Annotated in this window: 27 protein-coding genes, 1 tRNA gene and 2 pseudogenes; 15 read left to right on the top strand and 15 right to left on the bottom strand. The window is 71.0% G+C overall.

What is annotated here, in order from left to right:
• The first annotated feature begins 284 nt into the window (after positions 1-284).
• Together AB0950_RS24310 and AB0950_RS24305 are read left to right on the top strand one after the other, a co-directional pair.
• Positions 285-509 (top strand): DUF397 domain-containing protein, encoded by a 225-nt coding sequence (locus AB0950_RS24310; RefSeq protein ID WP_360572459.1) that lies wholly within the window; start codon positions 285-287, stop codon positions 507-509.
• Between the two features lie 80 nt (positions 510-589).
• Complete coding sequence (locus tag AB0950_RS24305) at positions 590-1057, top strand: hypothetical protein (RefSeq protein ID WP_366779387.1); 468 nt, start codon at positions 590-592, stop codon at positions 1055-1057.
• Positions 1058-1438: 381 nt separating this feature from the next.
• Here AB0950_RS24305 and AB0950_RS24300 read toward each other — a convergent pair whose 3' ends face one another.
• Both AB0950_RS24300 and AB0950_RS24295 read right to left on the bottom strand, forming a co-directional pair.
• Positions 1439-1918, bottom strand: coding sequence for a DUF2267 domain-containing protein (locus AB0950_RS24300; RefSeq protein ID WP_360145377.1), 480 nt, complete (start codon positions 1916-1918; stop codon positions 1439-1441).
• 281 nt (positions 1919-2199) lie between these two features.
• The gene (locus tag AB0950_RS24295; protein WP_360145380.1) at positions 2200-2625 is read right to left on the bottom strand and encodes an Hsp20/alpha crystallin family protein; all 426 of its coding nucleotides are present in this window, start codon (positions 2623-2625) and stop codon (positions 2200-2202) included.
• 171 nt (positions 2626-2796) lie between these two features.
• On the opposite strand from AB0950_RS24295, the gene AB0950_RS24290 reads away from it, so the two are divergent.
• Complete coding sequence (locus tag AB0950_RS24290) at positions 2797-3099, top strand: hypothetical protein (protein WP_360145383.1); 303 nt, start codon at positions 2797-2799, stop codon at positions 3097-3099.
• A 44-nt stretch (positions 3100-3143) separates the two neighbouring features.
• On the opposite strand, the gene AB0950_RS24285 is transcribed toward AB0950_RS24290, so the two are convergent.
• Positions 3144-4097 (bottom strand): helix-turn-helix domain-containing protein, encoded by a 954-nt coding sequence (locus AB0950_RS24285; RefSeq protein ID WP_366779386.1) that lies wholly within the window; start codon positions 4095-4097, stop codon positions 3144-3146.
• A 199-nt stretch (positions 4098-4296) separates the two neighbouring features.
• Between AB0950_RS24285 and AB0950_RS24280 the strand changes: the two genes are divergently transcribed.
• On the top strand, positions 4297-4740 hold the full coding sequence (locus AB0950_RS24280) for a hypothetical protein (protein WP_360145389.1): 444 nt from the start codon (positions 4297-4299) through the stop codon (positions 4738-4740).
• 11 nt (positions 4741-4751) lie between these two features.
• On the opposite strand, the gene AB0950_RS24275 is transcribed toward AB0950_RS24280, so the two are convergent.
• On the bottom strand, positions 4752-6311 hold the full coding sequence (locus tag AB0950_RS24275) for an MFS transporter (RefSeq protein ID WP_366779385.1): 1560 nt from the start codon (positions 6309-6311) through the stop codon (positions 4752-4754).
• A 94-nt stretch (positions 6312-6405) separates the two neighbouring features.
• On the bottom strand, positions 6406-7722 hold the full coding sequence (locus AB0950_RS24270; protein WP_366779384.1) for a DUF445 domain-containing protein: 1317 nt from the start codon (positions 7720-7722) through the stop codon (positions 6406-6408).
• 246 nt (positions 7723-7968) lie between these two features.
• Here AB0950_RS24270 and AB0950_RS24265 point away from each other — a divergent pair, with 246 nt between their 5' ends.
• Both AB0950_RS24265 and rdgB read left to right on the top strand, forming a co-directional pair.
• On the top strand, positions 7969-9303 hold the full coding sequence (locus AB0950_RS24265; RefSeq protein WP_360572473.1) for an SGNH/GDSL hydrolase family protein: 1335 nt from the start codon (positions 7969-7971) through the stop codon (positions 9301-9303).
• A gap of 28 nt (positions 9304-9331) precedes the next feature.
• Positions 9332-9934 (top strand): RdgB/HAM1 family non-canonical purine NTP pyrophosphatase, encoded by a 603-nt coding sequence (rdgB, locus tag AB0950_RS24260; protein WP_360145401.1) that lies wholly within the window; start codon positions 9332-9334, stop codon positions 9932-9934.
• A gap of 52 nt (positions 9935-9986) precedes the next feature.
• Here the strand turns inward: rdgB and AB0950_RS24255 are convergent.
• The 4 genes and pseudogenes from AB0950_RS24255 to bcp all read right to left on the bottom strand — a co-directional run bounded on the left by AB0950_RS24255 (position 9987) and on the right by bcp (position 11667).
• A tRNA-Leu gene (locus tag AB0950_RS24255) sits at positions 9987-10070 on the bottom strand.
• 41 nt (positions 10071-10111) lie between these two features.
• Positions 10112-10744, bottom strand: a pseudogene (locus AB0950_RS24250) (HNH endonuclease signature motif containing protein); the annotation flags it as partial.
• 11 nt (positions 10745-10755) lie between these two features.
• Positions 10756-11062: pseudogene (locus AB0950_RS24245) on the bottom strand (HNH endonuclease); the annotation flags it as partial.
• A 137-nt stretch (positions 11063-11199) separates the two neighbouring features.
• Positions 11200-11667 (bottom strand): thioredoxin-dependent thiol peroxidase, encoded by a 468-nt coding sequence (gene bcp / locus AB0950_RS24240; protein WP_360145404.1) that lies wholly within the window; start codon positions 11665-11667, stop codon positions 11200-11202.
• A 103-nt stretch (positions 11668-11770) separates the two neighbouring features.
• Here bcp and AB0950_RS24235 point away from each other — a divergent pair, with 103 nt between their 5' ends.
• On the top strand, positions 11771-12100 hold the full coding sequence (locus AB0950_RS24235; RefSeq protein ID WP_360145407.1) for a DUF3618 domain-containing protein: 330 nt from the start codon (positions 11771-11773) through the stop codon (positions 12098-12100).
• A 43-nt stretch (positions 12101-12143) separates the two neighbouring features.
• Positions 12144-12503, top strand: coding sequence for a co-chaperone GroES (locus AB0950_RS24230; RefSeq protein ID WP_360145410.1), 360 nt, complete (start codon positions 12144-12146; stop codon positions 12501-12503).
• Between the two features lie 119 nt (positions 12504-12622).
• Here the strand turns inward: AB0950_RS24230 and AB0950_RS24225 are convergent, their stop codons facing one another.
• On the bottom strand, positions 12623-15325 hold the full coding sequence (locus AB0950_RS24225) for a transglycosylase domain-containing protein (protein WP_366779440.1): 2703 nt from the start codon (positions 15323-15325) through the stop codon (positions 12623-12625).
• 1057 nt (positions 15326-16382) lie between these two features.
• Between AB0950_RS24225 and AB0950_RS24220 the strand changes: the two genes are divergently transcribed.
• The 4 genes from AB0950_RS24220 to AB0950_RS24205 are packed head-to-tail and all read left to right on the top strand — an operon-like array spanning position 16383 to position 19718.
• Complete coding sequence (locus AB0950_RS24220; protein WP_366779383.1) at positions 16383-17183, top strand: ABC-2 family transporter protein; 801 nt, start codon at positions 16383-16385, stop codon at positions 17181-17183.
• Positions 17184-17232: 49 nt separating this feature from the next.
• Positions 17233-17997 carry an ABC transporter permease gene (locus tag AB0950_RS24215; RefSeq protein WP_366779439.1) on the top strand — a complete coding sequence of 255 codons (765 nt, stop codon included), beginning with the start codon at positions 17233-17235 and terminating at the stop codon, positions 17995-17997.
• 2 nt (positions 17998-17999) lie between these two features.
• Complete coding sequence (locus AB0950_RS24210; RefSeq protein WP_366779382.1) at positions 18000-18962, top strand: ATP-binding cassette domain-containing protein; 963 nt, start codon at positions 18000-18002, stop codon at positions 18960-18962.
• A gap of 9 nt (positions 18963-18971) precedes the next feature.
• The gene (locus AB0950_RS24205; protein WP_360145419.1) at positions 18972-19718 is read left to right on the top strand and encodes a DUF1707 domain-containing protein; all 747 of its coding nucleotides are present in this window, start codon (positions 18972-18974) and stop codon (positions 19716-19718) included.
• 21 nt (positions 19719-19739) lie between these two features.
• Here AB0950_RS24205 and AB0950_RS24200 read toward each other — a convergent pair whose 3' ends face one another.
• From AB0950_RS24200 to AB0950_RS24190, 3 genes are all read right to left on the bottom strand, one after another.
• The gene (locus AB0950_RS24200) at positions 19740-20135 is read right to left on the bottom strand and encodes a hypothetical protein (RefSeq protein WP_360145422.1); all 396 of its coding nucleotides are present in this window, start codon (positions 20133-20135) and stop codon (positions 19740-19742) included.
• Between the two features lie 95 nt (positions 20136-20230).
• On the bottom strand, positions 20231-20974 hold the full coding sequence (gene rph / locus AB0950_RS24195; RefSeq protein ID WP_360145425.1) for a ribonuclease PH: 744 nt from the start codon (positions 20972-20974) through the stop codon (positions 20231-20233).
• Positions 20975-21052: 78 nt separating this feature from the next.
• A complete protein-coding gene (locus tag AB0950_RS24190; protein WP_360145428.1) occupies positions 21053-21286 on the bottom strand; it encodes a PTS glucose/sucrose transporter subunit IIB in 234 nt (77 codons plus the stop codon).
• A 183-nt stretch (positions 21287-21469) separates the two neighbouring features.
• Between AB0950_RS24190 and AB0950_RS24185 the strand changes: the two genes are divergently transcribed.
• Positions 21470-22786 carry a PTS transporter subunit EIIC gene (locus tag AB0950_RS24185; protein ID WP_366779381.1) on the top strand — a complete coding sequence of 439 codons (1317 nt, stop codon included), beginning with the start codon at positions 21470-21472 and terminating at the stop codon, positions 22784-22786.
• Positions 22787-22917: 131 nt separating this feature from the next.
• Positions 22918-24165, top strand: coding sequence for a PTS transporter subunit EIIC (locus AB0950_RS24180; protein ID WP_360145434.1), 1248 nt, complete (start codon positions 22918-22920; stop codon positions 24163-24165).
• A 72-nt stretch (positions 24166-24237) separates the two neighbouring features.
• On the opposite strand, the gene AB0950_RS24175 is transcribed toward AB0950_RS24180, so the two are convergent.
• On the bottom strand, positions 24238-24990 hold the full coding sequence (locus tag AB0950_RS24175) for an MBL fold metallo-hydrolase (protein WP_360145437.1): 753 nt from the start codon (positions 24988-24990) through the stop codon (positions 24238-24240).
• Positions 24991-25205: 215 nt separating this feature from the next.
• On the opposite strand from AB0950_RS24175, the gene AB0950_RS24170 reads away from it, so the two are divergent.
• Complete coding sequence (locus tag AB0950_RS24170; protein ID WP_360145440.1) at positions 25206-25718, top strand: type II toxin-antitoxin system PemK/MazF family toxin; 513 nt, start codon at positions 25206-25208, stop codon at positions 25716-25718.
• Here AB0950_RS24170 and AB0950_RS24165 read toward each other — a convergent pair whose 3' ends face one another.
• Positions 25719-26171, bottom strand: a complete 453-nt coding sequence (locus AB0950_RS24165) for a hypothetical protein (RefSeq protein WP_360145443.1) — start codon at positions 26169-26171, stop codon at positions 25719-25721.
• Between the last annotated feature and the right edge of the window lie 17 nt (positions 26172-26188).

Below are 26188 nucleotides of genomic sequence, written 5' to 3'. Positions count from 1 at the left end.
AGGGCGGGGCGGCCCGTCTCCGACAAGTTGCCGACCGCCCACTCATGACCATGCGCGTCTCTCGAGACTCCGGGAAGACCTGGGGGCCCGAGCGTGTCGTATTCGCCACAGATGACCTCCCACCTCTGATCGTGAATGAATGGCCGCCGTGTCAATGCATGCGCTGCGAGAGGCGCGGTAAACGCTCCGGGCTCTGAGGTCTCTGACTCCTCCCATGAACTCCCGCCCATCCGGGCGGCGGCGGTCAGTCGTGGCCGTGACCAGTTGAGCAGGAAGGTGCAGTGATGCTGGACGGAAACAAGCTGTATGGGCTCGACATCAGCGGGGTCTCCTTCGTGAAGGCTTGCGGAGGACCCTGCACCGAGGGGTGCGTGACGCTCGCGCGGATCGGCGACGACGCCTGGGCGCTGGGTGACAGCAAGCGGCCGGATGCGGAGCCGCTGCGGTTCACGACGGAGGAGTTGGCCGTGGCCGGCATCGATCCGGCGCGGTTCGGGCTGTCCGTCTGACCTTCACGGGCCGGTCCCGGCTTCCGTGGGGAAGCCGGGACCGGCCCCGCTCGTCCTTCGAGGCCCGACAGGGATGACTGGTGCACTACCACGGCTATCTGTGGGTCGGAGCGAAAGAGCGTTTCGACCAGGAGGCGCTACGGCGGCCTCCGCATCCTGAGCCACCACCGGCCGGGTGCAAGCCTGAGTTGATCGAGCGCTATCGGGAGGTGGCGGCGGCCTTTCCGACCGTGGATCTTCCTCCCTTGGAAACGGCGTACTGGCTCGTCAAGCCGCTCTCGCTGGTGCGTGGCACGTGGGACGAGGCCAAGGATGCCGCCGGGTGGGTGGGGGCATGCGTGGGCGAGTACGCGCCTCGGATGGCATCCGAGTGGGAGCGGGACTTCATGGATCACGCCGTGCTGGTCAACTCGATTGCTGAGAGGCTGGATTCAGGGCGGGATGTGTCGCTTGGGTTCTACCTCGAGCGGCCTTCGTATCTGTCGCTCGCGGTGGTGGCCTGTTCTCCGAACCGTTCGAAGCCTGAGCTGCCGTGTCCTGCCTTATGAGCGGGCGCGGTGTGACAAGCAGCCGTATTGAGTTGCTGTTGGTTACGCGTTGCCGTAGGGCCGCCCGCTTCTTTGGTCAGTGTCGTGCTTCCGCGAGCCGAGTAAGGGCGCGTCCGTTCCGCTGCGCTTCACTGCCGCGTCGCCTTCGGCGATGGCCCTGCGGGCCACCCTTGACTCGGCTCGCTCCAGCACGGGGGAGAAGCGACCGGGCGGCCCCGGGGAAGGGGCGGCTTGGCGGAGTTGGGCCCTGGGGGCGCTGCGTTCGCGTCGTTGGTTGAGGGGCGCGGTCGCGGTGTGGGGCGCCGGATAGGAGTGACGGCTGCGGGGAGGAGCAGGTACGCGGCGGGCGCCGCACGGTGGTGTGCGGCGCCCGGGGCCTTGTCATGCCGTGGGGATCAAGTCCGCGCGACCGAAGAGGAGGGCGTAGCCCGGGGGAAGTTGGGTGAGGAGGTCGGTGGTCAGGGGGTCGCCCACCCAGTCCGCGAGGACGCTGAGGACCGAGCTGACGTCCCAGCGGGCCGTTGCCGGGGTCGCGCCCTCGATGCGGGTGGCGACCGAGTCGACGAACTCCCGGGCTGTGAGGGGATGGGTCGCGGGGATCTGGGAGGCGATCACGCGGCCCGCCTCCTGGGGGAGGGCCTGCACCAGGGCGACGCGTTCGTCGCCGGTGACATGGCCGCCCAGGGCCGAGAGGACGATGCGGGTCACGCGTTCGGCCTCCGCCCTCGTGGTGTACTGGCCCGCCTCGCGCACCCTCTCGGTCAGTTCGTGCCAGCGCGTGGTGTCGGTGTCGCGGTCGCGGGTGACCAGGGGGGTCGGGGTCGGGATCGTCGTTCTCGGCTGCGGGGTCGTCACGGTCATCGTGGTGGCTCCTCCTCCGGACGCTTCGATACTGCGGCGGACCGGCAGATCCGGAGATCGGCAGGTCGCGCCGTGAGGTATCGGGTGTGGACCCCGAATACCCCGTTTTGCTGTTGTTATAGGTGTGATTCGGGCCAACGCGTGGCCCGATCGGGCCTGGTGGCCCGGGTGACCTTCGTGCGGCTTGGGTGGTGGCGGCCGGAGTGCGCAGGGCGGCGCGTCCCGGGGCTCGCTGGGAGTCCGGGACGCGCGGTGTCGTCAGCCGGCCGGCGGGGCCGCCGTCAGCCGCTGATCTCCTTGCGGCCCGCGTCGCCGCCCGTGATCTGGATGCGGCGCGGCTTGGCCTGCTCGGCCACCGGGATGCGCAGGGTCAGGACGCCGGCCTCGTACGACGCGTCGATGTGCTCCGTGTCGAGGGTGTCACCGAGGAACAGCTGACGGGTGAAGGTGCCCGCGGGGCGTTCGGCCACGAGCATGTCGGCGTCCTCGGGGGCCGGGTTGCGGCGCTCGGCGCGGACGTTGAGGACGTTGCGCTCCACGTCCAGTTCGATCGACTCGGGGTCGATGCCGGGCAGGTCGAAGTGGACCAGGAACGCGTCCCCCGCGCGATAGGCGTCCATCGGCATCGCGGCCGGACGCGTGGCGTCTCCGAAGAACTGCTGCGTGAGGCGGTCGAGTTCACGGAAGGGGTCCGTGCGCATGAGCATCACAGGTCACTCCTCTCTTCAGGGGCTGGTATGCGATGCCCTACGGCTTCTTCTTATATAACTCTCCGCCGGAAACTTGACAAGCCTCGACTCAGGTTCGGGGAGTGTGGCCGACCGCGCGCTAGCCTCGGGCTCGGACACCGCGCAAAAGTGGAGAAAGAGGAGGCTGTCGTGGCCAGGGTTCCCAGTGCAGTCGTCGCCGCGACCGGGCTCGTCGGTGGGTACGGCGTCGCCCGTTGGACCAGGAAGCGGCAGCTGGGCGGGGCCGTCCTGGCCGCCGCCGGGGTCGCCGCCGCCCGGCAGTGGCGGGCGCGGGCCGGCGGGAAGGCCGCCGGTGCGCTGAGCGCCGCGTACGTCGCCGGGTTCGCCGGGTCCCACCCGCTGGCCAAGAAGATCGGCGCCTGGCCCTCCGTCCTCGGTGTCGCCGGCGCCGTCGCCCTCGCCTCCTGGGCCGTCGCCGACCGCAAGGCCTGAAACGGACACCGGGAGGTCTGAAAGGCGCGGGCACCGCCCCCGCGCTACGGCCTCTCCCCCGCCCTGAACGCCCTCCGGTACGCCTGCGGGCTCGTCCCCACCACCCTCCGGAAGCGTTCCCGGAACGCCGTGGGCGAGCCGAAACCGGTCTGGGCAGCGATGCGTTCCACCGGGTACGGCGTGGTCTCCAGCAGGTGCTGGGCCCGCCGTACCCGCGCCCGGTGCAGCCACTGCAAGGGCGTCGTGCCCGTCTGCTCGCGGAAGCGGCGGTTGAGGGTACGGGTGCTCATGCCGGCCTGCGCCGCGATCTCGTCCAGCGGCAGATCGCGGCCGCAGTGGTCCTCCAGCCAGTGCAGCAACGGCTCCAAGGTGGCGCCCGACGGCGCCGGCGGCAGGTCGTGCACGATGAACTGGGCCTGCCCGCCCTCCCGTTCCAGCGGCATCACCGACATCCGGGCCGCGTGCGCCGCCACCGCCGAGCCGAAGTCCCGCCGGATCATGTGCAGGCACATGTCCAGCGCCGCCGCCGCGCCCGCCGACGTCAGGAACTGGCCGTTGTCGACGTACAGGACGTTCGGGTCCACCGTCACCGCCGGGTACCGCGCCGCCAGTTGCTCCGCCGCCCGCCAGTGCGTCGTCGCGCGCAGCCCGTCCAGCAAGCCCGTCGCCGCGAACAGGAACGCGCCCACGCACACCGAAGCGATCCGGGTGCCGTTCGCCGCCGCCGCGCGCAGCGCCCCGGTCACGCCCGGCGGCAGCTCCGGCGGGGGTTCCGCCACGCCCGGCAGGACGATCGTGTCGGCCTGGGCCAGCTCCTGGAGGCCGTACGGCGCCCGCATCGTGAACGCGCCCGCGCTCACCTCCTCCCGCACCGAGCACACCCGCACCCGGTACGGCTCCCGGCCGTCGGGCAGCCGCGCCCGGCCGAAGGTGTCGATGGGGGCGGACAGGTCGAACGGGATGACGCCGTCCAGCGCCAGTACGGCCACGGTGTGCATGGCGGGATCGTAGAGCTACGACGGATTACGGCCAACGGCGGCCCCATCAGCACCGAACTGTGCAGGAAGCGGCCCTGCCTGCCGTCCCGAGCCGCTCGGACGCCGGCCCAGCACCCTGTTCCCCCGCCTGGCGGAAAACCGTCGAACCCTGGCACTTTCGCCAGTTCTCCAAGATCCCCCCGGCCCCTACCGTCACCCCGTGACCAAGTTCCTCCTCGTCGTCCACGTCCTCGCCGCGATCGTCGCGGTCGGGCCCGTGACCGTCGCCGCCAGCATGTTCCCGCCCGCCGCGCGCCGGGCCCTCGCCGCCCCCGAGGACGTGAGCGCCACCGGGGCCCTGAACCTCCTGCACCGGGTCTGCCGGGTCTACGCCCTCGTCGGTGTCGCCGTACCGGTCTTCGGGTTCGCCACCGCCGGCGAGATGGGCGTACTCGGGAGCGCGTGGCTGATCGCGTCCATCGTGCTCACCGCCCTCGCGGCCGTCGTCCTCGCCGCGCTGGTGCTGCCCGCCCAGAGCGCGCTGGTGGAAGGGCGCGGCACGGACACCGTGCGGCTCGCCATGCTCACCGGGGTGTTCAACCTGCTCTGGGCCGCCGTGACCGTCCTGATGATCGTGCGGCCCGGCTCCACCACCGGCGCCTGACACCGGCCGGGCTACGGCGTGCTCGCCGCCGGCGGTGCCGCGGGCCCCTCGCTCGGCCCGCGCGTCCCCCGCGTCGCCGCCTTGGCCCGGCTCGCCACCGCCGTCAGCGGGCGGGCGACGTCCTCCAGGGAGCGGCGCTCCGCCCGTACCGCCAGTACGGCGGCGACCAGGCCCGCCGCGCACATCAGGGCCGCGCCGATCGAGAACGCCAGGACCGTGTCGCCGACCCGGCCCGTGCCCGTGAGGTCCGCGAACAGCAGCGGCCCGCTGATGCCGCCGGCCGCGGTGCCGAGGGCGTAGAAGAACGCGATCGACATCGCCCGGGTCTCCATGGGGAAGATCTCCGAGACGGTCAGATACGCGCTCGACGCGCCCGCCGAGGCGAAGAACAGCACCGCGCACCAGCAGGCCGTCAGCGTCCCCGCGCTCAGCGCGCCCCGGTCGAACAGCCACGCCGTGCCGAACAGCAGCAGACCCGAGAGCAGATACGTCGAGGAGATCATCACCCGGCGGCCCACCGTGTCGAACAGCTTGCCCAGCAGCAGCGGCCCGCAGAAGTTGCCGACCGCGATCACCGCGAAGTAGTAACCGGTGTGGTCCGCGGGCACGTTGAAGAACTTGGTCAGGATCGCGCCGAAGCCGAAGGTGATCGCGTTGTAGAGGAACGCCTGCCCGATGAAGAGGGAGAAGCCGAGCACGGCACGCCTGCGGTAGCGGGCGAACACCGTGTGCGCGATCTCCAGGAACGTCACGCTCTTGCGCTGGTGGATCTCCAGCTCGCCCTCCGGCTCCGGCAGCCGTACCCCCTTCTCCTGCTCCACCTGGTGCTCGATCCCGGAGACGATCCCCTCCGCCTCCCGGTCCCTGCCGTGGATCAGCAGCCACCGCGGACTCTCCGGGACGTGCCGCCGTACCAGCAGGATGACCAGGGCCAGGACGGCGCCGAGGGCGAACGTCAGACGCCAGCCGACGTTCTTCGCCAGCAGATCGGTGTTCAGCGCGACGATCGACAGCAGCGAGCCGCCCACCGCGCCCAGCCAGAAGCTGCCGTTGATGATCAGGTCCACCCGGCCGCGGTAGAACGCCGGGATCAGCTCGTCGATCGCGGAGTTGATCGCCGCGTACTCACCGCCGATGCCGAACCCGGTCAGGAAGCGGAACAGGAAGAACCACCAGGCCTCCCAGGACACGGCCGTGAGCGCCGTGGCCGCCAGATACAGCGCCAGGGTGATCATGAACAGGTTCTTGCGGCCGAACCGGTCGGTCAGCCGCCCCCAGAAGAGCGCCCCCAAGCAGGCGCCGGCCACATACAGCGCGGCCGCCGTACCGGTGATCTGACCCGACGTGATCGACACCCCGCTGCCCGGCTCGGCCAGACGGCTCGCGATGTTGCCGACGACCGTGACCTCCAGACCGTCCAGGATCCACACCGTCCCCAGACCGATCACGATCGTCCAGTGCCAGCGGGACCAGGGCAGCCGGTCCAGCCGCGCGGGAATGTCGGTGGTGATCGTCCTGCCGGTCTCCCCGGGCCTCCCGATGCCCGGCGACGACGCCTCGGCTGCGCTCATGGGCTCCCTCCTCCTCGAAGGACGTCCCCACGGCGACGAACGGGGGACGGCACAACGGGTGCCCCCGACCCGCGGAACCAGTCGGAACCGCTCCTCAAGCGCCCAGCGTCCGCGTCACCGTGTAGATCAGCAGTCCCGCCAGTGACCCCACCACCGTGCCATTGATCCGGATGAACTGCAGATCGCGGCCGATGTGCGCCTCGATCTTCCGGGTGGTGTGCTCCGCGTCCCAGCCCGCCACCGTGTCCGTGATCAGCGAGGTGATCTCCTTGCGGTACGTCGTCACCACGTGCACCGCCGCGCCCTCGACCCAGCTGTCGACCTTCCCCTGCACCTTCGGCTCGGTCGCCATCCGCGCCCCCAGCGACAGCAGCGCCGCCCGCACCCGCACCCGCAGCTCGCTCCGCTCGTCCTCGGCCGCCGCCACCACCATCGACCGTACGGCCGTCCAGACCGACGCGATCAGGTCCTGCACCTCGCCCCGGCCCAGCACCTCCGCCTTCAGCCGCTCCACCCGCACCCGGGTGTCCGAGTCGGACTGCAGATCAGAGGCGAAATCGGTGAGAAACCGGTCCAGCGCGCCGCGCGCCGGATGCGAGGGCATGTCCCGCATCTCGGTGACGAACCGCAGCAGCTCCTTGTAGACCCGCTCGCCGACCTTCCGGTCCACGAACCTCGGCGTCCAGCCGGGAGCACCGCCCTCCACCGCCACCATCACATCGTCCCGGTGCAGCACCAGCCAGTCGTGCGCACGCGCCACCACCAGGTCCACCGCGCGCCGGTGCCCGCCGTCCGCCACGATCTTCTCCAGCATCTTGCCGATGCCCGGCGCGACCTCCTGCGTGTTCGCCCGCCGCGTGATCGCCTCGCTCACCACCGCCTGCACATCCGCGTCCCGCAGCACCGTCAGCGCCCCGCGCAGCGCCGTCGCCAGCTCCGCCGTCACCCGGTCCGCGTGCTCCGGCTCCGCCAGCCACGCCCCCAGCCGGCTGCCGATGCCGACCGCGCGCAGCCGCTGCCGTACGACGTCCTCGGACAGGAAGTTCTCCCCCACGAACTCGCCCAGCGAGACGCCCAGCTGGTCCTTCTTGGTGGGGATGATCGCGGTGTGCGGAATGGGCAGCCCCAGCGGATGCCGGAACAGCGCCGTCACGGCGAACCAGTCGGCCAGCGCGCCCACCATGCCGGCCTCCGCGGCGGCCGCCACATAGCCCGCCCACGCCCCCGCCCCCTCGTGCGAGGCGAGCTTGGCCAGCACATAGACCACCGCCACGAACAGCAGCATGGCCGTCGCCGTCAGCTTCATCCGCCGTACCCCGCGCCGGCGTTCCTCGTCGGCCGGGGTGAAGGCCGTCATGGTCCGGTACGACACACCCCGCGCCGGCGCCGTCCCGGTCTCCGTAGGTCCCATCAGCTCCACCCGTTCAGCTCGGCCGTACGATGATCACGTCCGGCGATCACGTCCGGCGATCACGTCGGTGATCCCGCACACAATTGTCCCTTCCTGACCGACTCCCGGAACGGAACAACAGTTCCCGGCGTCTGAAAGACCGGGGGCTCGGACAGGGTCCTGACAGCTCTCCCCCGCCCATGACGCATCATGGGCTCATCACGATCGGAGCCTCGGGCTCCCATCCCCGAGGAGAACAACACAAGCATGACCAAGCGTCATGGTTATGCGGTGCTCAGCGCACTCGTCGCGCTGGTCCTGGCCGTGTCCGCCGCCATCTACCTCACGGTGGCCGCCGACGGCGGCACCGCTGGCGGCGCCCTCACGGACGACCGCCCCCACCACGGAGCCTCCGTCGCCCCCGCCTCCACCGGCATCTGGGTCGGCGCCTGGTCCACCTCCCCCGTCGGCGGCGAGCCCGGCACCGAGACCGAAGGCCTCGCCGGCCACTCCGTCCGCAACGTCGTCCACGCCGACACCGGCGGCACCAGCGCCCGGATCACGCTGTCCAATCTCTACGGCCACTCCCCGCTGACCATCACGCACGCCTCCATCGCCCTCTCCACCGGCGACGGCACCGCCGCGGCCGATCCCGGCTCCATGCGCCGCCTCACCTTCAACGGCTCCACCACCGTCGTCATCCCCGCCGGCGAACAGGCCGCCAGCGACGCCGTGCGCCTCACCGTCCCCCACGGCACCGACGTCCTGATCACCACCTACTCGCCCACCCCCTCAGGCCCCGTCACCTACCACCCGCACGCCCGGCAGATCTCCTACGTCGCCGCCGGCGACGCCACCGAGGACGCCACCGGCACCCCCTACACCGAGCAGACCCCCTACTGGCGCTACGTGACCGGCCTGGACCTCCTCAGCAACGAGGCCGACGGCACCGTCGTCGTCTTCGGCGACTCCATCACCGACGGCATCACCTCCACCATCGGCGCCAACCACCGGTGGCCCGACCTCCTCGCCGGCCGCCTGCGCACCGCCGTCGAGAGCGGACGCCAGGTGCCGCGCTACAGCGTCGTCAACGAAGGCATCAGCGGCAACCAGGTCCTCGCCGACGGACTCGGCCGCCCCGCCGAGAACCAGAGCGGCCTCGGCCGCTTCGGCCGCGACGCCCTCTCCCACCCCGACGTCAAGGTCGTCGTCATCGACCTCGGCGTCAACGACATCCTCCGCAACCCCCGCCTCGCCGACCCGAACAAGATCATCGGCGGCCTGCGCACCCTCGTCCGCGAGGGCCACGCGCACGGCCTGAAGGTCGTCGGCGCCACCCTCATGCCCTTCGAGGGCCACCGCGGCTGGACCCCGGCCCGGGAGGCCGTCCGCCGGCAGGTCAACGCGGAGATCCGCGCCGGCCGCGTCTACGACGCCGTCGTCGACTTCGACAAGGCCCTGCGCGACCCCTACGACCCGCGCCGCCTCCGCCCCGACTACGACTCCGGCGACCACCTCCACCCCAGCGACCTCGGCTTCGCCAGGATGGCCGCGATCTTCGACCTCGGCACGCTCAAGGGCGCGGGCCAGGCGGAACTGTAGGCGCGGAGGCGGGAATAGGGTGGCGGACATGACCCGCTTGATCCTCGCCACCCGCAACGCCGGAAAGATCACCGAACTCAGGGCGATCCTCGCCGAGGCCGGACTCCCCCACGAGCTGATCGGCGCGGACGCCTACCCGGACGTCCCCGACGTCAAGGAGACCGGCGTCACCTTCGCCGAGAACGCCCTCCTCAAGGCCCACGCCCTCGCCCAGGCCACCGGCCTCCCGGCGGTCGCCGACGACTCCGGCCTCTGCGTCGACGTCCTGGGCGGCGCCCCCGGCATCTTCTCCGCCCGCTGGGCGGGCCGCCACGGCGACGACAAGGCCAACCTCGACCTCCTCCTCGCCCAGCTCGCCGACATCGCCGACGAACACCGCGGCGCCCACTTCGCCTGCGCGGCGGCCCTGGCCCTGCCGGACGGGCGCGAGCGCGTGGTCGAGGGCCAACTCCGCGGCGTCCTCCGCCGCGAGCCGGCCGGCACGAACGGCTTCGGCTACGACCCGATCCTCCAGCCGCACGGCGAAACCCGCACCTGTGCCGAACTGACCCCGGACGAGAAGAACACCATCAGCCACCGCGGCAAGGCGTTCCGGGCACTGGTACCGGTGGTACGGGAGCTGGTGGGCTGAGAGCGACGGAAACGGCCTGCGAGTCCAGCTTTCGATTCGCAGGCCGTTCGCGTGCGGCGGAAGGGATTCGAACCCTCAAGCCCGGTCAGGGGCCACAGGACCTAAACCTGCTGCGTCGCCATTGCGCCACCGCCGCTGGTTGCCTGTCATCGTACCGGGAGTGGTCCGTTGCGTTCTGCCGCCCCTGCACCACGTGCTGGTGATCGCGTGGCAGTTGGGACACAGCAACCGCAGGTTCTCCCGCCGGTTGTCGCGCCAGTCCCCGTTGATGTGGTCAACCTCAAGCGTCATGGGCCTCCCCCGCCACTCGGGACCGACCCCGCATCTGGCGCACTGTTCGGGTACGCCCACTTCGCGGAGTGCGCGCCGGAGGCGTTCGGTCGCGATCCGGTGTCCGCCGTCGTGCCGTACCAGGACGTCTTCCGGCCGTCTGGCATTCGGAGCCGGCTTTCCTCGCTGATGCGCTTGACCGACAAAGTGGGCGGTGTCGAGGCCGTCTTCGGCGATCCACGTGCGAAGCGTCGCGCGCTGACCGCCGTTGCTCGGACGGCCCAAGGGGCGAAGCACCTCGGCGACGGACGCCGACTCGTCGACCACCGCTCGTAATTCATCACGAGTGGGACGCGCCTGCCTGCCGCATGGCGAGAAGTGCGAGATGTCGATGCCGAAATCGGCGAATCGCTTCGTGAGGTATCGACGGGCATTGGCGTACGGCCGCGTGCCGAAGAAGGCGATGACCTCGTCAAGGTTCGAGCACTGCGCGGCTGCCTGGACCAGGCGTTCGCGGGTGTACTGCACTCCGCTGCTCATACGGGATGCGCCGCGTGCGCCGATGTGTCCTCGACGAGGATCTCTGCGGGGGTTCGGCGGCGTTGGTTGTGCCTCATCCGCTCGGTTCGGATCGCAGGCGTGAAGTGCGAGGTGTCGAGTCCGTACGTCTTGATCCGCCGGGCGATGTTGGCCTGGTGGCCACCCACAGAGCCGAGCCCGAGCCGGCGCACCACCTCGTTGACGCTGGTGGATGCTGCCACCACTGGTTCAAGAACCGCGCGCGTCAGCCCCCGACACCGTCCGTGCCCCGCGAGCCGCCTCTTCCAGCCGTTCCTTCGTGTATGCGCCGGCCCCCATCGAGCCCCCCTTTCCGGGCAAGCGTTCGTTGCCCGTACGGAGTAACGAGCCGGTTGTCGGACAGTCACGCGCGGTAATAGAGAAAGCGGCTCGCACCAAGTCCTTCCGGTGCGAGCCGCCAGTCGTTGGGGCGGGGGTCAGATGGCCAGGTCCTTGATGATCTTGGCTACGTGGCCTGTGGCGCGGACGTTGTACAGGGCCTTTTCGACCTTGCCCTGTTCGTCGACGATGATCGTGGAGCGGATGACGCCCATGTAGGTCTTGCCGTAGTTCTTCTTCTCGCCGTAGGCGCCGTAGGCCTCGGTGACCTTCTTGTCCGGGTCGGCCAGCAGCGTGACCTTGAGGGACTCCTTCTCGCGGAATTTGGCGAGCTTCTCCGGGGCGTCGGGGCTGATGCCGATGACGTCGTAGCCGGCGTCGGCCAGGAGGGAGAGGTTGTCCGTGAAGTCGCAGGCCTGCTTGGTGCAGCCTGGCGTCAGGGCGGCGGGGTAGAAGTAGACGATGACCTTGCGGCCCTGGTGGGAGGACAGGGAGACCTCGTTGCCGTCGGCGTCGGGGAGGGTGAAGGCGGGGGCCACGTCCCCCGGCTGGAGTCGCTCGCTCATCGGGCCAGCGTAACCGGGGGGCCTTGCGGTGCGCCGTGAGGAGAAGCTGACAGACTGTTCGGGACAGCATCAGGAGACTTCGGCAGACTTCGGAGGCCGTACGGTGGCGGACACGGCGGACACCAGAACCCCGGCGCAGATCGAGGCGGACATCAAGCGCCGCCGTGAAGTGCTGGCCGAGACGCTCGACGAGATCGGGGTGCGGGTGCACCCGCAGACGATCATCGGGGATGCGAAGGCGAAGGTCGTCGCCCAGGTCGATCACACCGTCGGGCGCGCCTATGTGCAGGTCAACCGGGTGGTGAGCGAGGTCAGGGGGCAGTTCGTCGACGAGGAGGGCGCGCTGCGGATGGCGCGGGTCGTGCCCGTCGCGCTGGTCGCGGTCGGTGTCGTCGGGCTGCTGGCCCTGGGTACGCGGCGGCGCAAGGGCTGACCCGGAGGCGGACGAGCGGGTCGAAGGCAGGTAGGTTCGAGGCGTGAGCGCCAACAGAAACGAGCACAGCACCCCCCATCACGACAAGCTTCCCATCCGGATGCTGCACGACCGGGTTCTGGTCAAGCAGGAGACCGGTGAGGGCGAGCGGCGGTCGGGGGGCGGCATTCTGATTCCCGCCACCGCCGCGGTCGGTCGGCGGCTGGCCTGGGCCGAGGTCGTCGCGGTCGGGCAGAACGTGCGGACCGTGGAGCCGGGTGACCGGGTTCTGTTCGACCCGGAGGACCGGGCCGAGGTCGAGGTGCGCGGTGTGGCGTACGTGCTCATGCGTGAGCGGGATCTGCACGCCGTGGCCGCGGACCGCTTCGAGGGGTCGCAGGACTCCACCGGGCTGTATCTGTGAGTCCGCCGCGGTGAAGCGGCTGGCGGCAAGGGGCTGGTGACCGTGGTCACCAGCCCCTTTGTCGTTCGGTTCTGCTTGTCGTCGCCGGTCCGCTCGAGGTGGGCGTGGGCGCGGAAGCGTCAGACGGCCGGGTCGCCGCCTCCCGCGCCGGCGGCCGTGCCGGTCGTACCGCCGCCGTCCGTGGGCCCGCCGTTGGCCGCGCCCCCGTTGGTGGTCTGGCCGCCGGTCGTGCCGCCGCCGGTGGTGTCGGTGCCGCCGTTGGTGCCGCCGCCGGTGGTCGTACCGCCGTCGGCGCCGCCGCCCGTGGTGGGGGTGCCGGTGGTGTTGCCGCCCGTGGCCGTACCGCCGTTGGTGGGCGTGCCGGTGGTGCCGCCGTTGGTGGGGGTGCCGGTCGGGGTGCCGCCGGTCGGGGTGCCGGTGGTGCCGCCGTTGTTCTGGCCGGGGGTGGTGGCGGGCTGGCTGGGATTGTCGGAGCCGGACGGCTGCGGCTGGTCGGCGCCCTGCTCCAACTGCAGGTCGAAGTCGGAGGACGGGGTGCCCTGCAGCGCGTCGTGCGTGTACTGCGCCCAGATCTGGGTCGGGGCGCCGCCGCCGTTGATGCGGTCCTGGCCGAGGGCGCCGTACAGCGGCATGTGCTTGGCGGTCACCGGGTCCTGGCCCATGACGGAGACGACCGTGGCCAGGTCGGGGGTGTAGCCGGCGAACCAGGCGGCGGTGTCGTTCTCGGCGGTGCCGGTCTTGCCGGCCGCCGGGCGGTCCGCGGCCTGTGCGGCGGTGGCGGTGCCGTTGTCGACCACGCTCCGCAGGATGGAAGTGGTGGTGTCGGCGGCCTCGCGGGGCACGGCCTGCTTGACCGCCTGGTCGGGCAGCTCGACCTCGTCCGTGCCGTCCTTGGTGATCTTCTCGATCATCGTGTACGTGCCGTGCCGGCCGTGGTTGGCGAGCGTGGCGTACGACTCCGCCATGTCCAGGACGCTGGCGGTGGCGGTGCCGAGGGCGATCGACGGGTACGGCTGGAGGTCCGGGGTGTCGGAGGGGACGCCGAGGTCGACGGCGGTCTGCTTGACCTTGGCGGGGCCGACGTCGACGGCCATCTGTGCGTAGACGGCGTTCACGGACAGGTCGGTGGCCTTGGTGACGGTGATCTGGCCGTAGGACTTCTGGTCCTCGTTCTGCGGGGCGTAGGGGCCGCCGCTCCAGCCCTGTACGGGGCGCTCGTTGGTGCCGTCGTACATGGTGTTCGGGGTGATGGGGCGGCCGTCCTGGGTGGTCGAGCCGTTCTGCACCGCGGAGGTGAACACGAACGGCTTGAAGGTGGAGCCGACCTGGAAGTCGCCGCGGGTCGCGCCGTTGGTGTACTGCTTGACGTAGTCGATGCCGCCGTACATGGCGACGACCTTGCCGGTCTTGGGGTCGACGGAGGCGCCGCCGGCGCGGACGTAGGTGTCGACCTTGTTGTTCTTCTTGTCCAGCTTGGCGATCAGCTGGTCGTTCACCGCCTTGACGAAGGCGTTCTGCCGGTTCTTCTGGATGGTGGTGGTGATGCGGTAGCCGCCGGCGGCGAGCTGGTCGTCGGAGATGATGTTGTTGGTGGTCAGGTAGTGCTTGACCGCTTCGACGAGGTAGCCGCGCTGGCCGGACAGGCCGGTGGAGACGGTCTGCTCCTTCGGCATCGGGAACTTCATCCCGGCGCGCTCGGACTGGCTGAGCCAGCCCTTCTTGACCATGCCGTCCAGGACGTAGTTCCAGCGGGCGACGGCGGCGGCCTTGTTCTCGGGGTGGGCGACGACGTCGTACTCGCTGGGCGCGTTGACGAGCGCGGCGAGGTAGGCGGCGCGGGCGGGGTCGAGGTCCCTGGCGTCCACGCCGTAGTAGGCCTGGGCGGCGGACTGGATGCCGTAGGCGTTGCGGCCGAAGTAGCTGGTGTTGAGGTAGCCCTCGAGGATGTCGTCCTTGGACTTGTTGCGGTCCAGCTTGATGGAGATGAAGAACTCCTTGGCCTTGCGGGTGAGCGTCTGCTCCTGGGCCAGGTAGTAGTTCTTCACGTACTGCTGGGTGATCGTGGAGCCGGACTGCTTGCCCTTGCCGGTCGCGGTGTTCCAGGCGGCGCGGATCATCGCCTTGGGGTCGATCGCGGACTCGGTGTAGAAGTCGCGGTCCTCGGCGGCGAGTACGGCGTGCTGGGCGTCCTTGGAGACCTGGGCGAGCGTCACGTTCTCCCGGTTGATCTCGCCGTCGCGGGCGATCTGCGAGCCGTCGGCGTAGAGGTAGACGTTGGCCTGCTTGGTGGCGAGCGCGTTGGCCGGCGGGATGTTGACCATGGAGTAGCCGAGGAAGAACAGACCGATGATCAGCAGGACGCCGACGAAGAAGGTGCCGAGCACCATGCGCCAGCTCGGAACGACCCGCCGCCACCCGGTCCGCTTGGGCCGCTTCCCCTTCTTCCCGCCGTCGCCTCCGGCGGGCGCGGCGTCGGAGGGGGTGGCGGCGAGGAGGGTGGTGGGGTCGTCGGGGGATGCGGAGGTCGGGGCGGCGTTGGTGCCGGTGGAGGCGGTGCCGGTGACAGGGGTGCGGGTCCGGGCGGCGGGGCCGGTGGGAGCGCCTGCGCCGGTGCCGCGGGCGGCTGCTCCGGCCGCGCTCGCCGTGCCGGCCGCGCCCGCGGGGCCCGCCTGGGATGCCTGGCCGGCGGAACCGGCGGCCAGGCCGGCGGCGCCGAGCGCCCCGGCGGCCCGGGCAGCGCGGTCCGCGCCGCCGGCCGGGCGCGCGGCGCGGGGGGTGGTGTCGGAGCCGGTCGTACGAGGGGCACGGCCGGCGGCGTCCACGCCGGTCGCCCCGGGCGCAGGGCCGGTGGCGTCCGCGCCGGTCACCCCGGACGTACGACCGACGGCGTCCGCCCCGGTCACCGCGGACGTACGGCCGGTGTCGTCCGCGCCGGTCGCCCCGGACGTACGGTCGCCGGCGTTCGGTCCGGTCCCCGGGGAGGTACGGCCGGTGGCGTTCGGGGTGCCGGACGGAGAAGCGGACGGCGTCTTGGCGGAAGCGCCCGGTTCGGCTGCTCGGGGTGCGGTGACGCGACGCAGGACCTGGGTGGTCTCGGGCGTCCCCGCCGCACCGGAAGCCTGGGCAGCTCCGGCCGCCTTGCCGGACCGGTCCTTCTGGGCCCCGGGTGCCGTGACCCGCCGGAGCACCTGCGTGCTCTCGGCCGACTGAGCCTGCTCGGAGCCGGCACGCGCCGCCGGCACCCGCGCCTTCCCGGAGCCCGCCGGGGACCGCCCGGACGCCGGGGCCGCCGCAGGCTCGTTCGTCTCCTGCCGCTCCGTCCGACCGCCGCGAGCCGCCTGGCGGGCGCGGGCGATCGATGCCGTGCGGTCCGGGGCCGACGAGTCCTGCTCAGCCGAGCCGTCCAGGGCCGCAGCGTGGTCACCCGACCCCGCGGCACGTGATCCGGCCGCACGAGGCTCACGGGCCCCGGCATCACCAACACCACCGGCCCAGGACCCGGACTCCCCGGTCCCCGCCGATGTCCTCGGCGTCTCCGGTTCCGTCTTGCTGATCGGTTCCTCCGTGGTCGTGCTGACCGTCTCCTGGTCCCCGGGGTCACCGGGCCCTTCAGCCGGCAGCGGCTTTCTCGGCGGCACGGCCTCGGTCGGCTGCTGCGGCTGCGGCTCGTCGCTCATGTCGTGCACGGACTCCTGTTTCGCGTCGTACGTTCCCGTACGCCTCGTACGCTTCTGCGCCCCCAGTCTGAAGACTCTCGCACCAGGCGTTCCGTTCCCGGATTCCAGCACGCTTCGGGCACGAAATTGTGTGGCCGGCCGCCGGGCCCCGGGACTAGGCTCCTGCGCTTCGGTGTCGAGCGGTCCCGGGAGGTGGACTGGCGTGGGCGCGGGACGGTTGTACGTGGCCGTCGCGGCGGGGGGATTCAGACGGTACGCGACGTATCGGACCGCCACTGCGGCAGGGGTCTTCACGAACACGGTCTTCGGTCTGATCCTCGTGTACACGTATCGCGCCCTGTGGGACGAGCGTCCGCACCTCGGCGGGTGGGACCAGGCGCAGGTCGTGACCTATGTGTGGCTGGGGCAGGCGTTCCTGTCGACGCTGGCGATCGGCGGCGGTGGCGTCGAGGGCGAGCTGATGGAGCGCATCCGTACGGGGGACGTGGCGATCGACCTGTACCGGCCCGCCGACCTGCAGCTGTGGTGGCTGGCCACCGATCTGGGGCGGGCGTTCTTCCAGCTGCTGGGGCGGGGGCTCGTGCCGTTCGTGTTCGGCGCGCTGTTCTTCCCGGTGTACCTGCCGGCGGACGTGGGCACCTGGGCCGCCTTCCTCGTCTCTGTGGTGCTGGCGATGATCGTCGGGTTCGGCATCCGGTACCTGGTGGCGCTGAGCGCGTTCTGGCTGCTGGACGGCATGGGTGTGACGCAGATGTCCTGGCTGGTCGGCTATTTCTGCTCGGGGATGCTGCTGCCGCTGAACGTCTTCCCGGGGGCGCTCGGCGAGGTCGTACGGGCGCTGCCCTGGTCGTCGCTGCTGCAGGCGCCGGCGGAGATCCTGCTCGAGCACGGTGATCCGCTGGGCACGTATGTGTTCCAGGGCACATGGGCGGTGGTGCTGCTGGGCGCCGGGCGGCTGGTGCAGTCGGCGGCGACGCGGCGGGTGGTGGTCCAGGGTGGCTGAGGCGGGGCGGGTCCGTGCGGGTGTGCGGGCCTATCTGCTGATCGCGGGGATGTGGATCCGGTCGACGATGGCGTACCGCGCCTCGTTCGCGATGACCACGTTCGGCAGTTTCGCGACGACGTTCTTCGACTTCGTGGCGATCCTGCTGATGTTCTCCCGGGTGGACGCGCTCGGCGGCTGGTCGCTGCCGGAGGTGGCGTTCCTGTACGGCCTGTCGGGGACGGCGTTCGGTCTGGCGGATCTGGTGATCGGGTCGATGGAGCGGCTGGGGCGCCGGGTGCGCGACGGCACGCTGGACACGCTGCTGGTGCGTCCGGCGCCGGTGCTGGCGCAGGTGGCGGCCGACCAGTTCGCGCTGCGCCGGCTGGGCCGGGTGACGCAGGGCCTGCTGGTGCTGGGGTGGGCGCTGGTGCGGCTGGACGTCGACTGGACGCCGCTGAAGCTGCTGCTGATGCCGGTGATGCTGGTGAGCGGCTGCGGGATCTTCTGCGCGGTGTTCGTGGCGGGGGCGGCGTTCCAGTTCGTGGCGTCGGACGCGTCGGAGGTGCAGAACGCCTTCACCTACGGCGGTACGACGCTGCTGCAGTATCCGCCGACGGTGTTCGCGAAGGAGCTGGTGCGCGGGGTGACGTTCGTGCTGCCGCTGGCCTTCGTCAACTGGCTGCCCGCCACCTATGTGCTGGGGCGGTCGTATCCGCTGGGGCTGCCCGGGTGGACGGCGTTCGCTCCGCCGCTGGTGGCGGTGGGGTGCTGTGCGCTGGCGGGGCTGGCCTGGCGGGCGGGACTTCGTTCGTACCGGAGCACAGGGAGCTAGGCGTGGGTGACTTCATCGCACTGGAGCGGGTGGAGAAGGTGTTCTCCGTGCGCAGGAAGACCGGGTTCCTGAAACGGGAGCGGCGTGAGGTGCGGGCGGTGGACTCGTTGTCGTTCACCGTGGGGCGCGGGGAGATGGTCGGGTACATCGGGCCGAACGGCGCCGGGAAGTCGACCACGATCAAGATGCTGACGGGGATCCTCACGCCGAGCGCGGGCCGGCTGCGGGTCGCGGGCATCGATCCGTCGCGGGAGCGGCGGCGGCTGGCGCACCGGATCGGGGTGGTGTTCGGGCAGCGTACGACGCTGTGGTGGGACCTGCCGCTGATCGACTCCTACCGGCTGGCGCACCGCATGTACCGGATCCCGGAGGCGCGTTACCGGGAGAACCTGGACCGGTGCGTGGAACTGCTGGATCTGGCCGCCCTGTTGGACGTGCCGGTGCGGCAGCTGTCGCTCGGGCAGCGGATGCGCGGGGACATCGCGGCGGCCCTGCTGCACGACCCGGAGGTGCTGTACCTGGACGAGCCGACGATCGGCCTGGACGTGGTGTCGAAGGCGAAAGTGCGGGGTTTTCTGCGGGAGTTGAACGCGGAGCGGGGCACGACGGTGCTGCTGACCACCCACGACCTGCAGGACATCGAGCAGCTGTGCTCGCGGGTGATGGTGATCGACCACGGCCGGCTGGTGTACGACGGTCCGCTCGCGGGGCTGCACGAGGCCGGGGAGAGCGAGCGGACGCTGGTGGTGGACCTGGAGCGGGAGGTGCCGCCCGTCGAGGTGCCGTCGGCGCGGGTGGTGCGGGTGGAGGGGCCGCGGCAGTGGCTGGCGTTCCCGGCGGGGCAGTCGGCGGCGCCGCTCGTGGCGTATCTCGCGGCGCAGTATCCGCTGGTGGACCTGTCGGTGCGGGAGCCGGACATCGAGGCCGTCATCGCCAAGATGTACGCGGAGAAGGCGGTCTCGTAGGCTGCTGTCATGACCGACGACGCAGTCCCGGACCTGAGGGCGTCCGACGCCGACCGTGAGCGGGTCGCCGAGGTCCTGCGGGACGCTCTGGCCGAGGGCCGGCTGGACATGGGGGAGTTCGAGGAGCGGCTGGACGCGGCGTACAAGGCGCGCACGTACGGCGAGCTGGCACCGCTCACGCGTGACCTGCCGGCGGGCGGCGCACCGGCGCCTGCTCCGGTGTCCTTCACCAAGGAGCCGGCGGACGGCGGCGGTTGGGCCGGCCGGATCGTGGGGGGCGAGGGGTCCTCGGCGGGTGCGGTCGCCGTCATGTCGGGGTTCCAGCGCAAGGGCCGCTGGACGGTGCCGCGGCAGTTCACCTGTTTCGCGTTCATGGGCGGCGGCGAGATCGACCTGCGGGAGGCGGACTTCGCGGACCGCGAGGTCGTCGTCAACTGCGTGGCGGTCATGGGCGGCGTGCAGGTGATCGTGCCGCCGGGGGTCGAGGTCGTGGTGCGGGGCATCGGCATCATGGGCGGCTTCGACCACCCGCGGGACACCGGCCCGCCCGAGCCGGGCGCGCCGCGCGTGGTCATCGGCGGGTTCGCCTTCTGGGGCGGGGTCGCGGTGGAACGCAAGGTCACCCGCGCGGAACGCCTCGCCCTGAAGGAGCAGCGCCGCCAGGAGAGGCTGGAGCGCAGGGAGTCCCGGAACGAGGTGCACCGGGCGCGGCGCGAGGAACGCCGCGATGAGCGGGAGCGGCGCCGGGGGTACTGAGCGGCGCTCTCCCTCGGGGCGCTACTTCGTGCAGACCTTGGTCAGTTCGCCGGCCGCGTCCGTGACCGGGCTGACGTCCGGTGTGCGGTCCCCGTTCCTGAGGGCCGTACGGACGTTGCCCACGGCCTTCTTCAGGTCGTCGACGGCCTTGTTGACGTCGGCGTTGTCGGTCTTGTCGCCGAGCTTGCCGAGGTCGGTCTCGATGGCGTTCAGGGAGCTGTCCGCCTGGGCGGGGTCGTTCGCGGCGTTCTCCACGGCCTGCTGCAGGCTGGTGACGCTGTCGGCGATGGAGTCGGCGGTCTGCACGCAGTCCAGGGCCTTGTTCACGCTGTCGCAGCCGGTGAGGCCGGCGGCGAGCGCGGCGAGCGCCACGGCGGCGGCTGCGGTGAGACGGCGTCGGCGCGGACTGACGGCCATGGCGGTGTTCCCCTCCCCTGGTGGGCTGTCCGTTCCTAGGACGCCGGGGAGGGCGCGGGGGTTGCCCGCGCGCCCTGGTTGGCTTTGTCCGCCGTTTACTTCTGCGCCGCGAGCGTGGCCTCGAGCGCCGTCCGCTGGTGGGCGGCGAGTTCGGCACAGCCGCCGACGGCGAGGTCGAGCAGGGCGTCGAGTTCCTCGCGGGCGAAGGGGGCGGCCTCGGCGGTGCCCTGGACCTCGACGAAGCGGCCGTCGCCGGTGCAGACGACGTTCATGTCGGTCTCGGCGCGCACGTCCTCCTCGTAGCAGAGGTCGAGCAGCGGGACGCCGCCGACGATGCCGACGGAGACCGCGGAGACGGTTCCGGTGAGCGGCTGCCGGCCGGCCTTGATCAGCTTCCTGCCCTGCGCCCAGGCGACGGCGTCGGCGAGGGCGACGTACGCGCCGGTGATGGCCGCCGTACGCGTGCCGCCGTCGGCCTGGAGGACGTCGCAGTCGAGGACGATGGTGTTCTCGCCGAGCGCCTTGTAGTCGATGACGGCGCGCAGGGAGCGGCCGATGAGCCGGGAGATCTCGTGGGTACGGCCGCCGATCTTGCCCTTGACGGACTCGCGGTCGCCGCGGGTGTTGGTGGCGCGGGGCAGCATGGCGTACTCGGCGGTGACCCAGCCCTCGCCGCTGCCCTTGCGCCAGCGCGGGACGCCCTCGGTCACGGAGGCGGTGCAGAACACCTTGGTGTCGCCGAAGGAGACGAGGACGGAGCCCTCGGCGTGCTTGCTCCAGCCGCGTTCGATGGTGACCGGTCGGAGCTGTTCGGGAGTACGGCCGTCGATGCGAGACATGGCCAGGAGCCTAGCCGTTCCCGCGCAAGGGGCTCCTCCCGCGTCGGGAGGAGCCCCTCGGGGGTGAACCGGCGCGGCTCACATCATGTCTTCGATCTCCGCGGCGAGGGGGTCGGCGTCGGTGCCGATGACCACCTGGACGGCGGTGCCCATCTTGACGACGCCGTGGGCGCCGGCGGCCTTCAGAGCGGCCTCGTCGACCAGGGAGGGGTCGGACACCTCGGTGCGCAGCCGGGTGATGCAGCCCTCGATCTCCTCGATGTTGTCGATACCGCCGAGGCCGGCGACGATCTTCTCAGCCTTGCTGGCCATGTTCCTTCTCCCTGATCCGAACCGCTTTGTCGCAGTAACCCACAGTTGGCCCATCTTCGCGAGCGGTCATGCCGTACGTGCCGAATGATGGCGATCACGACAGCGGAACCGTCCGCCAACTGGTCTACACCACAGCGGGTACGGTCGCCAAACCGCGCGGGAGTCGAGTGCCGGGAGGACGCCATGAGTGCCGGGAGCGCGCCCGCCGACAGCACGGCCGGTCCGGCGCGGGAGCGCTGGAACCGCCTGTTCCAGGGCCTGCAGAAGATGGGCCGGAGTCTGCAGCTGCCGATCGCGGTGCTGCCGGCGGCGGGCATCCTGAACCGGCTGGGACAGCCGGACGTGTTCGGGGACCAGGGGCTGGGGTGGACGGCCGTCTCCAAGGTCATGACCGGCGCGGGCGGCGCCCTGCTCGACGGCTCCCTCGGTCTCCCCCTGCTGTTCTGCGTGGGCGTCGCGATCGGCATGGCGAAGAAGGCGGACGGCTCCACCGCGCTCGCGGCGGTGGCGGGCTTCCTCGTCTATTACGGCGTGCTGCACCAGTTCCCCGAGGCGTGCCCCGGCGGGTCGAAGACGGTCCCGCAGGTCGGCTGCCAGGTGAGCGTCGGGGCGGGCGTGGGGTCGGTGACGCCGTTCACCTTCCAGAACCCGGGCGTGTTCGGCGGCATCGTCATGGGGCTGCTGACCGCTTTCTTCTGGGCGCGTTTCCATCGCACCCGGCTGGTGGACTGGCTGGGCTTCTTCAACGGCCGGCGGCTGGTGCCGATCATCATGGCGTTCGTGGCGATCGTGTTCGCGGCGCTGTGCCTGTGGATCTGGCCGCCGATCGGCGGCGCCCTGGAGAGCTTCGGCCACTGGCTGCGGTCCATCGGGGCGTGGGGGGCGGGCGTGTTCGGGCTCGCCAACCGGGCGCTGCTCGTGGTGGGCCTGCACCAGTTCCTGAACGTGCCCATCTGGTTCCAGTTCGGCAGCTACACCAGGCCGGACGGCACGGTGGTGCACGGCGACATCAACATGTTCCTCGCGGGCGATCCGCACGCGGGCCAGTTCACCTCGGGCTTCTTCCCGATCATGATGTTCGCGCTGCCGGCGGCCGCGCTGGCGATCACGCACTGCGCCAAGCCGCACCGCCGCAAGGAGGTCGGCGGGCTGATGCTGTCGGTGGCGCTGACGTCGTTCGTCACCGGCATCACCGAGCCGATCGAGTACTCCTTCCTCTTCATCGCTCCTCTTCTGTACGCCGTCCACGCCGTGCTCACCGGGGTCTCGATGGCGGTGACCTGGGCGCTCGGGGTGCACGACGGCTTCAGCTTCTCGGCGGGCCTGATCGACTATGTGATCAACTGGAACCTGGCGACGAAACCGTGGGCGATCATCCCGATCGGCCTGTGCTTCGCGGTCGTCTATTACGCGGTCTTCCGGTTCGCGATCACGACGTTCGACCTGAAGACGCCGGGGCGCGAGCCGGAGGACGAGGTCGAGGACATCACCAAGGCGTGACGCCTTGGCACACCGGCACTGCGCGTAGCGCTTCCGTCGCGGATTTCGCGGTTCCTTGTCCGGCCTTCATCTGCTAAAACAGGTCTACACCACTGAGTGGTGTAGACCACCACCCGATGGAGGAACCCACCATGAGCACCGCCACCGCCACGGCGGCTCCCGCGAAGAAGCGGGGATCGGGCCTGTTCCAGGGCCTGCAGAAGGTCGGCCGCAGCCTGCAGCTTCCCATCGCCGTGCTGCCGGCGGCGGGCATCCTGCTGCGCCTGGGCCAGCAGGACATCCATGACAAGCTGAACCTGCCCGACAAGGTCACGGCGGTGTTCGCCACGGCCGGTGGCGCGATCTTCGACAATCTGCCGATGCTGTTCTGCATCGGCGTCGCGATCGGCTTCGCCAAGAAGGCGGACGGCTCGACGGCGCTGGCCGCCCTGGTCGGCTTCCTCGTCTACAGCAATGTACTGAAGGCGTTCCCGGTCACCGAGGCCCAGGTCACCAAGGGCGCGGACATAGCCGCGACCTACAACAACCCCGGTGTCCTCGGCGGCATCCTGATGGGTCTGCTGGCCGCCGTGCTCTGGCAGCGCTACCACCGCAAGAAGCTGGTGGACTGGCTCGGCTTCTTCAACGGCCGCCGGCTGGTGCCGATCATCATGGCCTTCGTCGGCACCGCCATGGGCGTCTTCTTCGGTCTGGTCTGGAAGCCGATCGGTGAGGGCATCTCCCACGCCGGCGAGTGGATCACCGGTCTCGGTGCGCTGGGCGCGGGTCTGTTCGGCCTGGTCAACCGCGCGCTGATCCCGGTCGGCATGCACCAGTTCGTCAACACCGTCTCCTGGTTCCAGATCGGCGACTACAAGAACGCCGCCGGCCAGGTCGTGCACGGTGACCTCAACCGGTTCTTCGCCGGTGACCCGCACGCCGGTATGTTCATGTCCGGCTTCTTCCCGATCATGATGTTCGGTCTGCCGGCCGCCGCGCTCGCCATCGCGCACTCCGCCCGCCCGGAGCGCCGCAAGGCCGTCCTCGGCATGATGATCTCCCTCGCGCTGACCTCGTTCGTCACCGGCGTCACCGAGCCCATCGAGTTCTCCTTCATGTTCATCGCGCCGCTGCTGTACGCGATCCACGCGGTGCTGACGGCGCTGTCCATGGCGATCACCTGGGCGCTCGGCGTCCACGCGGGCTTCACCTTCTCCGCGGGCTTCATCGACTACGCGCTCAACTGGAACCTGGCGACCAAGCCCTGGCTGATCATCCCGATCGGCCTGGTCTTCGCGGCGATCTACTACACGGTCTTCCGCTTCGCCATCACCAAGTTCGACCTCCCGACCCCGGGCCGCGAGCCCGAGGAGGAGATCGAGGACCTCACCAAGGCGTAGGACGCGCCCTTTCAAGGACGCACGAAGGCGCCGGAACCCCTCGGGTTCCGGCGCCTTCGTCATGCGCGGAGGCTAGATCTCGTACGTCGCCCGGGGCGCGGCCAGCTCCACCGGCCCCGCGAACACCTCGCGCGCGTCACGGAGGTTGATGCCGGGGTCGGTCCACGGCGGGATGTGGGTGAGGACCAGGCGCCGGGCGCCGGCCCGCGCGGCCGTCTCACCCGCCTGGCGGCCGTTGAGGTGCAGATCGGGGATGTCCTCCTTGCCGTGCGTGAACGCCGCCTCGCACAGGAACAGGTCGGTGTCCCGGGCCAGCTGGTCCAGCGCCGCGGTGACCCCCGTGTCGCCGGAGTACGTCAGCGACCGCCCGCCGTGCTCGATCCGGATGGCGTACGCCTCCACCGGATGGCGGACCCGCTCGGTGTGCACGGTGAACGGCCCCAGCTCGAACGTGGACGGCTTGACGGTGTGGAAGTCGAAGACCTCGCTCATGGAGGAGGCGGAGGGCGTGTCGGCGTAGGCCGTCGTCAGGCGGTGTTCGGTGCCCTCGGGGCCGTAGACCGGGATCGGGTCGCAGCGGCCGCCGTCGTGGCGGTAGTAGCGCGCGACGAAGTAGGCCAGCATGTCGATGCAGTGATCGGCGTGCAGGTGGCTCAGGAAGATCGCGTCGAGGTCGTAGAGACCGCAGTGGCGCTGCAGCTCGCCCAGGGCGCCGTTGCCCATGTCGAGAAGCAGCCGGAAGCCGTCGGCCTCGACGAGGTAGCTCGAGCAGGCCGATTCCGCGGACGGGAACGACCCCGAGCAGCCGACGACGGTGAGCTTCATGAAGCAGAAACCTCCGTTGGCGGAAAAGATCACAAGGGCGGGGAACGGGGGTCGTGCGGTCCGTCGAGCGTAAGGCGCAAAACCACGGGTCGCTCCTCCGCCAGGGGCCGTTGTGGGCGAACTCACCTGTGCTGTCACCGGTTCGGCTGGACCGGGGGCGCAGAAGGTTCTGCAGAGGGCGCGCATTCCTTGGCGCGCGCCGGTAACGTCGTCGTATGGACACGTCCTGGTGGCTGGCGCTCGCGGCGGTGGTACTGCTCGCGCTGGTCGCCACGCTCGTCGACGGCTGGGGACGCGGCCGCCGGTACGCCGGCCGGCGCCTCGGCGCGTTCGGCCGCGCGGGCACGCGTGAGGGCCGGGCCACCCGGCCGGCCCCCGGGGACATATGGTGGGCGGACGTCCCGTACGAGGACCGCGCAGGATCAAATGGGGCCGCGCGCAGCGCGTCGGACAGGGCGGTGGCGGGAGACGGGCGGGCGAAGGACCGGCCGTGTCTGGTGCTGGCGGTGCGCGGGAACCGGGCCACGGTCGCCAAGATCACCAGCAAGTACCACGACGAGCGGGCCGGGGTGATCCCGCTGCCGCCCGGCGCGGTCGGCGACGCCCGCGGCCGCCCCAGCTTCGTGGAGACCGACGAGCTGCGCGAGGTGCCGGTGGGCGACTTCCGCCGCCGGGTGGGCGTGGTCGACCCCGTGCTGTGGGACCAGGTACGGCACCTGGCCGGCTGATCACTTCACGTTCACCGTGACCGTCCACTCCTGGATCCCCTTGCAGGACACCTGACCCGGAGCCGTCGGCTCGGCGCACAGGGGGCGGGAGGACGTGAGCGTCTCGGTGCCGGTGGCGACCGCCCGGTAGGCGGCCGTGGCCTGGCCCGGCTGGATGACGAAGCCCGCGTTGATGCCCTGCAGCACCCTGCCGTGGGCCGTCACCGGCTTCCAGGGGCGGGACTTGGTGCCGTCCAGGGTGAGGCGGACCTCGCCGCCCTTGGCCACGCAGACGGTACGGCCGCTGTCGGCGGCCTTGAGCTGCACCAGGGGGGCGCAGCCGCGCGTGGCCGGTGCGGAGGGCGACGGCGAGACCCTGCCGGCGCTCGAGTCGTCCTTGCCGCTGTGCGAGCCGCATCCGGCGAGGAGCAGCGCTGCCGCCGCGAGGGCGAGGGGGGTCGTCGTACGCCGCATGGGGGTTCGCCTTTCTG

This window comes from Streptomyces sp. NPDC007189 (genome assembly GCF_040703635.1).
In the GTDB taxonomy this organism is placed as follows: Bacteria; Actinomycetota; Actinomycetes; order Streptomycetales; family Streptomycetaceae; genus Streptomyces.
This window is presented reverse-complemented; position numbering and strand designations above follow the sequence as displayed.

Excerpts from the sequence above, each read along its gene's own strand:
- AB0950_RS24310 (WP_360572459.1), top strand. The coding sequence starts at position 285 with ATGCTGGACGGAAACAAGCTGTATGGGCTCGACATCAGCGGGGTCTCC.
- AB0950_RS24300 (WP_360145377.1), bottom strand. The coding sequence starts at position 1,918 with ATGACCGTGACGACCCCGCAGCCGAGAACGACGATCCCGACCCCGACC.
- AB0950_RS24295 (WP_360145380.1), bottom strand. The coding sequence starts at position 2,625 with ATGCTCATGCGCACGGACCCCTTCCGTGAACTCGACCGCCTCACGCAG.
- AB0950_RS24285 (WP_366779386.1), bottom strand. The coding sequence starts at position 4,097 with ATGCACACCGTGGCCGTACTGGCGCTGGACGGCGTCATCCCGTTCGAC.
- AB0950_RS24275 (WP_366779385.1), bottom strand. The coding sequence starts at position 6,311 with ATGAGCGCAGCCGAGGCGTCGTCGCCGGGCATCGGGAGGCCCGGGGAG.
- AB0950_RS24270 (WP_366779384.1), bottom strand. The coding sequence starts at position 7,722 with ATGGGACCTACGGAGACCGGGACGGCGCCGGCGCGGGGTGTGTCGTAC.
- AB0950_RS24265 (WP_360572473.1), top strand. The coding sequence starts at position 7,969 with ATGACCAAGCGTCATGGTTATGCGGTGCTCAGCGCACTCGTCGCGCTG.
- rdgB (WP_360145401.1), top strand. The coding sequence starts at position 9,332 with ATGACCCGCTTGATCCTCGCCACCCGCAACGCCGGAAAGATCACCGAA.
- bcp (WP_360145404.1), bottom strand. The coding sequence starts at position 11,667 with ATGAGCGAGCGACTCCAGCCGGGGGACGTGGCCCCCGCCTTCACCCTC.
- AB0950_RS24215 (WP_366779439.1), top strand. The coding sequence starts at position 17,233 with ATGTGGATCCGGTCGACGATGGCGTACCGCGCCTCGTTCGCGATGACC.
- AB0950_RS24205 (WP_360145419.1), top strand. The coding sequence starts at position 18,972 with ATGACCGACGACGCAGTCCCGGACCTGAGGGCGTCCGACGCCGACCGT.
- AB0950_RS24200 (WP_360145422.1), bottom strand. The coding sequence starts at position 20,135 with ATGGCCGTCAGTCCGCGCCGACGCCGTCTCACCGCAGCCGCCGCCGTG.
- rph (WP_360145425.1), bottom strand. The coding sequence starts at position 20,974 with ATGTCTCGCATCGACGGCCGTACTCCCGAACAGCTCCGACCGGTCACC.
- AB0950_RS24190 (WP_360145428.1), bottom strand. The coding sequence starts at position 21,286 with ATGGCCAGCAAGGCTGAGAAGATCGTCGCCGGCCTCGGCGGTATCGAC.
- AB0950_RS24185 (WP_366779381.1), top strand. The coding sequence starts at position 21,470 with ATGAGTGCCGGGAGCGCGCCCGCCGACAGCACGGCCGGTCCGGCGCGG.
- AB0950_RS24180 (WP_360145434.1), top strand. The coding sequence starts at position 22,918 with ATGAGCACCGCCACCGCCACGGCGGCTCCCGCGAAGAAGCGGGGATCG.
- AB0950_RS24175 (WP_360145437.1), bottom strand. The coding sequence starts at position 24,990 with ATGAAGCTCACCGTCGTCGGCTGCTCGGGGTCGTTCCCGTCCGCGGAA.
- AB0950_RS24170 (WP_360145440.1), top strand. The coding sequence starts at position 25,206 with ATGGACACGTCCTGGTGGCTGGCGCTCGCGGCGGTGGTACTGCTCGCG.
- AB0950_RS24165 (WP_360145443.1), bottom strand. The coding sequence starts at position 26,171 with ATGCGGCGTACGACGACCCCCCTCGCCCTCGCGGCGGCAGCGCTGCTC.